The organism is Thermus arciformis, assembly GCF_900102145.1.
Classification (GTDB): Bacteria; Deinococcota; Deinococci; order Deinococcales; family Thermaceae; genus Thermus; species Thermus arciformis.
In genome coordinates this window covers 1-8704 of record NZ_FNBC01000054.1, presented here as the reverse complement: position 1 = coordinate 8704, position 8704 = coordinate 1, and the positions used below count along the sequence as shown (strand labels likewise).

The following is an 8704-nucleotide window of genomic DNA, read 5'->3' as shown; positions in this document are numbered from 1 at the left end:
GGCCCCGGAGACCCCTACACCGTGGAGGCCTCCAGCAAGCGGGAGGCTTACCGGGAGGCCCGCAGGGAGTGGGTGTACCGCCTCCTCACCCGGTCGTGAAGCTTCACCGGGAAATCGTACTGGAGGGGGGTCCATTACGGAATGAAGGGGGTGGGGAAGCGTAATGAACCCCGGAGAAAATACTTTTCCCGATTACCTTACGAAACGGAGGTGACCATGCCGCGCACACCCAGCGTGACCCTGGCGGACGTGAAGCACGCCCTGGCGGAACTTGGCCTCTCCCCCGAGGAGGCGGGGGCCCAGGCCCTGCGGCAGCACCTGGGGCGGGGAAGCCTCAGCACCCTGCAGCGCTACCTGGAGCTCCTGCGGGCGGAGGGAGCCCGGGAGCGTTCCCTGAGCAGCGCCATCGAGGGGACCCTGCGGACCCTGGCCCCGGCCCTCAAGGCCCTGGCGGTGCAGGCGGCCCAGGGGCTTTACTCGCAGAAACACATGGCGCTATATTGCCAGCTGTGCTTGCTGGGGCTGCTATTGTCGGTCTTCTAATTTCGCGTGGATGTAGTGTTGAAGTCAAGCACGAAACAAAGCCTGATGGTTCGAGTTCCACTACGGTTTGTGGAGGCAAATGCAGGTAAAGGCTAAGGTCGGGGGGGCCCTTGTGGCACCTCTGATCTTTCTTTTCCTCGGCCCGTTGTTTTCTTTTTTTGCCTTTTTACTACACCCGCTCGATTCCTTTTTGATCGATACGGGCCTCTGGCTCATGGTCGCTTTTTCAGGGCTTTTCTACCTGAAGTATAGGGCTAGGCTTACTTCTATTGAAGCCGAGAAGGGCTTCTTCACCAGGGGTCTACTCTTTAGCCCAGTCTTTAGGCTAGCGGTTATACTTTTGTTTGGACACCTTCTCTTCGTGTTTCTTCTGGCCTTAAAGTTACCCTACTGGCCTCCAAGTAGGTTCTGGTACTTGCTTGACTCCGGAGAGCACCTCTCCCTATTCATCACCTTGTTCTTTTGGTTAAGTAGAGCTTACATTGAGGAGTTCTTGTTCCGGTACGTTCCTTACCAACTAGCTGGAAGCAAAGGACTTCTTTTCTCGGGGGTATCGTTTGTCTTTATTCATCTCGTAAACCCATGGACCGGGGTTCAATTAGAACCAGAATTAATTTTGCTCTACACAGTAATCACACTTTTTTAATCGGCTCCTTTCTCTTTTTACGATCGCTTTCTATGACTTCTTTGGTTCATGCCTTGATTAACATGGGTTTCTTTCCAATCGGCCTCAATTACACATGAGTAGCCAACCTGTCCCATTTTTGCCGCTTGCCTTTTTTCACTTATGTCACTTAATGGCACGACCAATCCTTGCTCGCATACTCGCTCTCTTCGCGGTCTCTTGGGCACTTGCCTATTCCAAAAGCCTTTCTGAGCTCCGCTACACCGCCACCGTTCCCCAGACCACCTGGGAGACCTGCGGGGCCGCGGCCCTGGCCACTCTGCACCGCCTGCTCGGCCTGGAGGCCACGGAGGGGGAGATGCTGGAGAGGGCCCTGCGCCACCAGGAGGGGCTGAAGGGGGGCCTCAACGCCCTGAGCCTGGTGCGGGCCTCCGGGGAGCGGGGCCTGCCCCTGCGAGGCTACCGCATGGACTCCGAGGCCCTGCGGGCCTACTTCGCCCGCGGGGGGCTGCCCGTCATCCTCCACGTGACCCGGCCCGAGCTCCACTGGGTGGTGGGGGTGGCCCTGGTGGGGGAGCACCTGGTCCTGGCGGACCCCTCCTGGGGGCGGCGCATCCTGCCCCTCCCGGCCCTGGCGGGGGAGAAGGGGTGGAGCGGGGTGACCCTGGTCCCGGAACCTCCTCTGCTCCTGGTGCCTCGGGGGCGGGCGGCCCAGGGGGAGTGGGCGGCCTGGGCCCAGGCCCGGCTGCGGCGGCTGGAGGCCCTGGGGGGTAGGCTGCCGTGAGGACCCTTCTCCTCCTGGCCTTCCTCCTCCTGCCCGCCTGGGGGCAGATCGACCCCCTGCGCCCGGCGGAGGAGCCCACCCTGGGCTTCCGGGTGGGGCTGGGGTACGGCCCCTTTGGGGGGCGGGGGATTGGGGTGGACGAGGGGGGGCCCTACGCCTTCACCCGGGCGGGGCACGACCTGCGCCTGGAGGTGGGGCTCAGCTGGCGGGCCACCCAGGAGGTGAGCCTGGAGGGGGCGGTAGGCCTCTCCCTCCTCCTCCTGGGGGAGGAGCGGGTGCGGGAGGGGAGGCGGGAGGCCTCCTGGTGGGGGGAAGGGGGCTGGGGGCTCCAGGTGGGGGCGGCCTACCGGCTGCGGGAGCTGCCGGGACGGCCCCGGGTCTACCTGGGGGCCCGGTACCCGTGGGGGCTGGAGGGGGGCGTGTCCCTGGCCTTCCTGCGGGACCCGGTGGTGGCCACCCTGGGGGGTAGCCTGGACTGGAGCCCTGGGGAGCCCCCCGTCTTGGGGGTGGGCCTGGGGCTGGGCCTGGTGGCCAACGAGGTGTGGAGCCTGGGGGTGGGGGCCTCCCTGCGGGTGCCCCTGGGAGTGGAGCCTCCTGGGGGAGCCCTCTTCCTGCGGGCGGGGTACAGCCTGGACCCGGAGGGGAAGGGGGAGGTGGCGGTGCGGGGTAGCCTTGGGGACGGGGGCTTCCGGCTGCGGGTGGAGTGGGCGGGGGGGCTATAGGCACGAAAGCCACCTTTCGCGCATGGAAAGGGGCCCCGCAGGGACAAACCCTGCGGGGTTTATGCGCTTTAGACGGGTAATGAGCGCATAAAGGCGGCAGAAGGAGGGGGCCACGAAGGCCCCTCTCGGGGGTGCATAAAGGCTAAACCCAAGCCTCACGGCACCGGGGGGTAGGGTAGAACCCATGAAGGGCTTCGACCGGGAGGAGTACCTGGAGGAGTACGGCCCCGTGCGCTTGCGCACCACCTTCTACCGCCGGGGAACTCGGATGGGGGACTGGGGGGTGCAGCTGGAGTGGGAGGACCCCGAGGAGGGCTGGGTCTGGGTGGCCCGGTACGACAGCGCAGGGGGAAAGCCCCATCGAGACCGGAACCGTATCGCCCAGCACGAGGCCCTGCCCTTGCCACCAGATCCCGCCGAGGCCCTGAAAGCGGCCCAGGAGGACCTGCGGGCCCACCTGGAGGAGTACATTGAGGCGTATCGGGCCGCGAAGGCCCAGGGGAGGCAAGGATGGTGAGCTTACCGGAGGCCGCCAAGCGGGCCATGCAGGCGGGGGCAGAGGTGTCCCGCTTCCTCTACGCCCACCCTGAGATCACGGCCCGCTTGCCCCAAAGCTACCGCCTGGTGGTCCTTCTCCTGGACGATCCCGAGGCCCTGGGCTGGGCCTTGGGCCAAGGGAAGGCGGCGGAAGGACCTGTGATCTATGCCCTGGTCCGGGAGGGTCGGGTGGAAGGCCTCCTGACCCCAGAGGGACCGGTGGCCTTGGGGCGGGCGGCCTAGCCCCGCCCCGCAGGACCCAGGGGCACCACCAGGCGCAGCCAGCGCCGACCCCTTTCGTCCACCCCGGAGAGGAGGCGCAAGGGCCGGCCCGGGAGGTGCCGGGCCACCACCGCCTCCAGCTCCCGGGCCAGGGCCTCCCGCCTCTCCGGGGGCAGCTCGGGGGTCTCCAGGAGGAGCTCCACGGTGTCCCGCTCCAGGTTCCGGTCCACGGCTTCACCTCGGGAGGACATCCTACGCTTGCCCCTCGGGAAAGGGGTGTTTTCCGGGCTCTAAGGCCCCAAGAAGGCCCGGGGGGAAGGGGGGCAAGGGGAACCCCTAGGGAACCTGACCCCCGGCCTTCTAGGCCCCTTACAAGGGCGTTGAGGGCCCTTTAGGGAAGGTGTGCCCGGCCCCAAAGGGCTTTTGGCCCGGGCCAGGGGGAGGTGAGCACCCCCCCGCTCAACGCTCAGCGCCTTTCCCGAGCGGTGAGCGTTCAGGCAATCGAAGGGATGGCTGGGCGAGCGCTCACCCCGTCAGGCGGGGTATCCTGGCCCCGTGGACCCCACCCTTTACGCGCCCTGGCAGGCGGCCCGGATCCTGGGGGTCTCCCCCGCCACCCTGCGGCGTATGGCGGCTCTGGTGGAGGAGGTTCTGCACCCCCTTCCCAGGGATGCGGGCGGGGGGCGGCTTTGGCCCGAGGGGGTGCTGGGCCTCCTGGCGGAGGCCCGCAGGCGGGCCAAGGCGGAAGGAATCCCTCTGCGGGAGGCCCTCTTGCAGGCCAAGGAGGCCTTGGGGGCGGAAGGGGCCTTCCCCCCACCCCCGCCCCTCGCCACCCAAGCTTCTGAGGAGGAGGCCCTGGCCCTCCTCCGGGCCCTCTTGGAGCGCCTGGAGCGGGTGGAGGGGGAGCTTGCCGCCCTGAGGGCAGAGAACCAGGCCCTGCGGGAGAGCCTGAAGGCCCTGGAGGCCCCCAGGCCCCGGCGGCCCTGGTGGGCCTTCTGGCGGCGGTAGGGGCCTAGGATGGAAGGGATGGCGGAGCCCGTGGAGGCCCAGGAAGCCCTCCCCGCGGGGGAGGAAGGGACGAGGGAAGGCGCGGGGGAGGAGCGGCGGGAGAAGCGCCCCCCGCACCCGCCCCACCAGGCGGTCCTCTTCCTCCCCGGCGTCCTGCGGGAAGGCCTCTTCCACGCGGAGAGGCTCCCCCGGGGGGTGCCGGTGGCCCTGGGGGGCAAGGCCCTCAAGGACCCCCAGGGGGAGGCGGGGGAGGGCGTCTTCGCCCTCTGGCCCCGCACCGACGAGGGGGGAAGGATCCTCTCCCTCCAGGTGGCCAGCCGCCTAAGGGAGCCCTACGAGGGGCCCCAGGCCGTGGTCCAGGGGGTCCTCCTCTACGCCGACCGGGAAAGGCTGGTCCTCCTCATCCTCCCCAAGGGGGGCGAGGGCTTCAAAGTGGGCCTCAAGCGGGCCCGGGGCTTCGCCGCCCGCCTGGAGCCCAAGAAGGCCTACCGGGTGGAGGGGAGGCTGGGCGGCCCCTACCTCCTGGCGGAAAGGGCCTGGCCCTTGGGCAAGTACCTCCAGGCCAAGAAGGAGGGGCAGCCCCTCCCGCCCCCCATCCAGGGCCGGGAGAACCCCTACCTGGAGCCCCAGAAGGGGAGGGCCAAGCCGGAAGAGGAGAGAGAGGAGGCCCCTCCCGTCGGTGAGCCCCCCAAGCCCTCCCCGGCCCCCTCGGGAGGAAAGGCCCTCCTGGAGAAGCCGTCTCAGCCCCCCAAGGGGGGTAAGCCCGGGGGGAAGCCCCTCCCCCGCCGGGATCCGGTGCGGGTGTGGCGGGCCCCCGAGGAGCCCCCGGACCCCGCCCCCCCGGACCTGGGCCGCCCCCCAGCCCTGGGCAAGGGGCAGGTGATGGGCCTGGCGGGCACGGGGCCCTACTACCTGGTCCTCCTGCCCCAGGCGGTCCCCGACTGGTGGCCCAGGGTGGAGAGGCTCCTCCCGGAGCTCAACCGGCGCTATGAGGTGCGCTTCTACCCCGACGGCACCCGGGCGGTGGTCTGCGGGGACCTCGAGGCCCTCAAGGTGTGGTACAAGCGGGTGCTGAGGGGGTAGCTGGGGGAGGGGAAGCCCGTACGCGTTCTTTGGGCGGGCTTGAGCATCCCTCTCAGCGCGCACCTGGTCAGGGATGGCTTCGGTCAAGCTTGACAGGCTTTGACTAACTAGCTAGCATAACTACTGAGGAAAGTTATGGTTGACCCTAACCAGGTCATCTACCCCAGAAGCCGCCTCCAGCTGGTGGCCGTCCTCTTCAACGGGGGAGCGAACTCCTACTCCGTGGTCCTGGTCCGGTGGAGGGAGGAGGAGACCGAGGGGGAGGTGTGGCCCTACGCCCTGGGCATCCGCTGGAACGGCGGCCCGGACCCCAAGGATAAGGGGGGGCCCCTAAGCAGCGGCCGCCCCATCTGGTACATCCTGCCCAAAGACCTGGTGCCCTGGGTCCTCGAGGGCCTGCTCCAGCGCCCCGAGACCGACAGGACGGCCTTGGCCCTGGCCCGGGAGAAGCTCCTGGGGAAGGGAGAAGAAAAGCGTTAGCGAGAGGGGGTAATAGCGATGGGAAGAAAGTGCCAAGACCAGCTTGAGGGATTCAAAGAATGGGCGCCCACGGTGTGGAGGATCCTAATGGAGCAGGACTATGTGGAAAGCCATCCCGCCGCGCTGGAGTACGCCCTTCTCTACGGTGTGGTGGGCGTCGGTTGGCGACTTGACCCGGGCCACGCCGTCCCGGAGTGCCTGGAGGAGTACCGCAAGGGGCACGAGGCAACCTATAAGGACGCGTCATCGCCGGTCCCCCTTGCCCTGGCCAAGATGAAACCCGGGGACCTCGTGTGGTTCATGGCCAAGCCGAAAAAGAAGGGGAACGTGCTCCAGGGCGCTTTCACGGAGTACGTTCTTTACATCGGCCTCGTCGTCGGTTTCTGGGAGTACCAGAACACCCCTCTGGCCCAGCTCAGCGATATGATTTCGGTCGTCCCCATCTTGCACTTGAGAGCGTTTACATTGGAAAAAAGCGAAGGGAAATGGAAGGTCAAGGACTGGGGCGGCTTTTCCCCGGAACCGGGAGACGAGGAACGGGTGGGACAGATCGCCGAGCGCTTTGAACAACGCGGGACTATATCCCGCCTTGTAAACCCCGAGGAACTCACCGAATTCTCCAAGCGCGTCTGGTACCAGCTGGTCTACCGTCGGCGGGCCATGTTCCGGCCTCCCTCGGACCTCCCCCCATTTGGGCTCTAACCCCATAGCAACCCGGAGGGAGGAGCCCATCCTGCCTACTTTACTTTTCCTTCCTGCCAGCCTCGGGGCCATCGTTTTGTATTCCTACCTAACTGCAATGCTACACCTGAACTCAAAATTGGCCCTAGATCGTAGCTCTTAGAGTAAAGTAGGAACATATCCGCTTTATTTGGCGCCTAAAAGCTCTGGCTGAGGGTATGGAGATATAAATAAGCGCACCCCAAACCCAGGCCCCGCGAGGGCCGGGGGTTCGTTTGGGTTTTCCCCTTGGCCATGACCCCACCCCCAGGGGCGGGGAAGAGGAGGTTTGCCGATGGAGAAGAAGGCGTGGTTCCAGGAGGTTTCGCTGGCGAAGGTCTTTGAGACGATGGTGGACCTGGAGGGGGCCCGGGCCGCCCTCCGCTTTTTATCGGGAAAGGGGGCCGGGCCCCTCTCCCCGGACGCCCCGCCCCCGCCCGAGGTGGAGGCGGAGCTTCAGGCCTTCGCGGAGGCCCTCACCCCGGAGCGCCTCTCCGGGGCCATCCGCCTGGCTCCCGAGGGGGTCCACCTCTTCGGGGGGGCCTTCTTCCTGCCCTACGGGGACGGGTGGGCCTACGGGGAAGGGTTGCAGCGGGCCCATACGTGGGCGGCCTGGATGTGGTCCCTCGGCCACTACGAGGAGACCTGGGAGGTCCTGGAGCGCCTCCTGCCCGGGAAGAAGAAGGGGACGCCGCAGCTGCCAAGGCGTAGGCACCCCGCGTACAGGCTCCTCCTCTCCTACGGGGACTACCTCGCCCTGACCCACACCCCTCGGGACCCGGTGGCCTGGGCCTGGCTCCTGGACCTGGACCCCTCGCGGGTGAGGGAGGTGGTGGACCGGGCCCTGGCCCAATGGCTCCGGGACGAGGAGGCCTCCCGGGACTTCCGCGAGGCCTTCCAGCCCTGGGAGGTCTTACGGCACCTTGGGAACCCAGCAGCCTACCTCCACGCCCGCAGGCTCCTGGCCCTGGACGGGGAACGCTTCTTCCGGGAGTGGCGCCGCCACCCCGAGGCCCTGCTCTCCTTCCTCTCCCTGGGGCACGTCTCCCTGGACTGGGAGGCCTACCGGGGGCTCCTGCGCCGGGGGTACGCCCTCCTCCGGGCCCAGGGCTGGGGGGAGGGGGAGGCCCGCTGGCTCCTGGCCTACCCGAGCCTCACCCGGGGCGTGCGCAAGGAACCTCCCTTCGCGGAAGGGCGGGTGCCCAGGGAGCTTCTCTCCCGGCTTCTCTCCCTCCTCCTCCGGGCGGGGATCCTGCAGGAGCCCGGGCGGGGGCTCCCCTGGTTGCGCGAGCTGGACCACGAGGATTGGGGCCTCCTCCTGGGCCTCCTGGCGGAGGACCCGGACCCCTCGCCCGCCCAGGAGGAGGCCATGGTGGCGGTGCTGCGGGCCTGGGGCCGCGGGCCGGGGGAGGAGGATGCCCTCCTGGCCCTTCCCCTCCTAAAGCGGGCCCTGGAGGAGCCCTGGCGCTTCGCCGCCCTCCGGGACAAGAACCTGGGGCTTAGGGCCCTGGCGGAGCGGGCCCTGGGGAGGCCCGAGCCCCTCTTCCCGGAGCCCTTCGCCCGTGGGGGGCTGGTGGCGGTGGAGCTCCTCTCCCCCGAGGCCCTGGAGGAGGAGGGCAAGGCCATGGGGCACTGCCTGGGGAGGGAGGCCTGGACCTGGGTCTTCCTGGGCGAGAAGCGGTTCTTCGGCCTGCGGGACGGGGAGGGCCGCCCCGTGGCCACCCTGGCCCTCTGGCGGGCCCCCGAGGGCTGGCGGGCGGCGGAGGTGCGGGGCCCGGGGAACGCGGAGGTGTCCCCGGAGGTGCGAGCCTTCGCCCAGGAGCTGGCCGAGGCGGCCCAGGCCCCGCAAAGCCTCGCCCTCTAGGAGCCCTTGAGCCCCTCCAGGAAGCGGTGGACGGCCAGGAGCCCCAGGAAGGCCTGCGCCGCCTCCTCCAGGGGGACCTCCTGGAGGCTTAAGCCTTCCCTCAGGGCCAGCACGAA

Annotated in this window: 12 protein-coding genes; 11 read left to right on the top strand and 1 reads right to left on the bottom strand. The window is 68.1% G+C overall.

Annotated elements, in window-relative coordinates:
* The first annotated feature begins 216 nt into the window (after nt 1–216).
* From BLP62_RS12530 to BLP62_RS12505, 6 genes are all read left to right on the top strand, one after another.
* A complete protein-coding gene (locus BLP62_RS12530; protein ID WP_234555170.1) occupies nt 217–543 on the top strand; it encodes a DNA-binding protein in 327 nt (108 codons plus the stop codon).
* A 79-nt stretch (nt 544–622) separates the two neighbouring features.
* Complete coding sequence (locus tag BLP62_RS12525; protein ID WP_241374303.1) at nt 623–1189, top strand: Abortive infection protein; 567 nt, start codon at nt 623–625, stop codon at nt 1187–1189.
* A gap of 151 nt (nt 1190–1340) precedes the next feature.
* On the top strand, nt 1341–1952 hold the full coding sequence (locus tag BLP62_RS12520; RefSeq protein WP_003049659.1) for a C39 family peptidase: 612 nt from the start codon (nt 1341–1343) through the stop codon (nt 1950–1952).
* Nucleotides 1949–2674, top strand: coding sequence for a hypothetical protein (locus tag BLP62_RS14450; RefSeq protein ID WP_003049657.1), 726 nt, complete (start codon nt 1949–1951; stop codon nt 2672–2674). The genes BLP62_RS12520 and BLP62_RS14450 overlap by 4 nt, the downstream gene beginning before the upstream one ends.
* Nucleotides 2675–2858: 184 nt before the next feature.
* Nucleotides 2859–3191: a DUF7718 family protein gene (locus BLP62_RS12510; protein ID WP_176758230.1), complete on the top strand. Its 333-nt coding sequence runs from the start codon at nt 2859–2861 to the stop codon at nt 3189–3191.
* A complete protein-coding gene (locus BLP62_RS12505; RefSeq protein ID WP_038055007.1) occupies nt 3185–3454 on the top strand; it encodes a DUF5647 family protein in 270 nt (89 codons plus the stop codon). The genes BLP62_RS12510 and BLP62_RS12505 overlap by 7 nt, the downstream gene beginning before the upstream one ends.
* Here BLP62_RS12505 and BLP62_RS12500 read toward each other — a convergent pair.
* Nucleotides 3451–3663, bottom strand: coding sequence for a hypothetical protein (locus BLP62_RS12500; protein WP_223972149.1), 213 nt, complete (start codon nt 3661–3663; stop codon nt 3451–3453). The two genes, BLP62_RS12505 and BLP62_RS12500, sit on opposite strands and share 4 nt — an antisense overlap.
* A gap of 325 nt (nt 3664–3988) precedes the next feature.
* Here BLP62_RS12500 and BLP62_RS12495 point away from each other — a divergent pair, with 325 nt between their 5' ends.
* The 5 genes from BLP62_RS12495 (at nt 3989) to BLP62_RS12475 (ending at nt 8588) form a co-directional block, all read left to right on the top strand.
* A complete protein-coding gene (locus BLP62_RS12495; protein ID WP_093008640.1) occupies nt 3989–4441 on the top strand; it encodes a MerR family transcriptional regulator in 453 nt (150 codons plus the stop codon).
* Between the two features lie 18 nt (nt 4442–4459).
* Nucleotides 4460–5524, top strand: a complete 1065-nt coding sequence (locus BLP62_RS13665) for a hypothetical protein (protein WP_143004372.1) — start codon at nt 4460–4462, stop codon at nt 5522–5524.
* A gap of 135 nt (nt 5525–5659) precedes the next feature.
* Nucleotides 5660–6004, top strand: coding sequence for a hypothetical protein (locus tag BLP62_RS12485; RefSeq protein WP_093008639.1), 345 nt, complete (start codon nt 5660–5662; stop codon nt 6002–6004).
* 87 nt (nt 6005–6091) lie between these two features.
* Nucleotides 6092–6706, top strand: a complete 615-nt coding sequence (locus BLP62_RS12480; RefSeq protein WP_093008638.1) for a hypothetical protein — start codon at nt 6092–6094, stop codon at nt 6704–6706.
* 313 nt (nt 6707–7019) lie between these two features.
* Nucleotides 7020–8588, top strand: a complete 1569-nt coding sequence (locus BLP62_RS12475; protein ID WP_093008637.1) for a hypothetical protein — start codon at nt 7020–7022, stop codon at nt 8586–8588.
* The last annotated feature ends 116 nt before the right edge of the window (nt 8589–8704 follow it).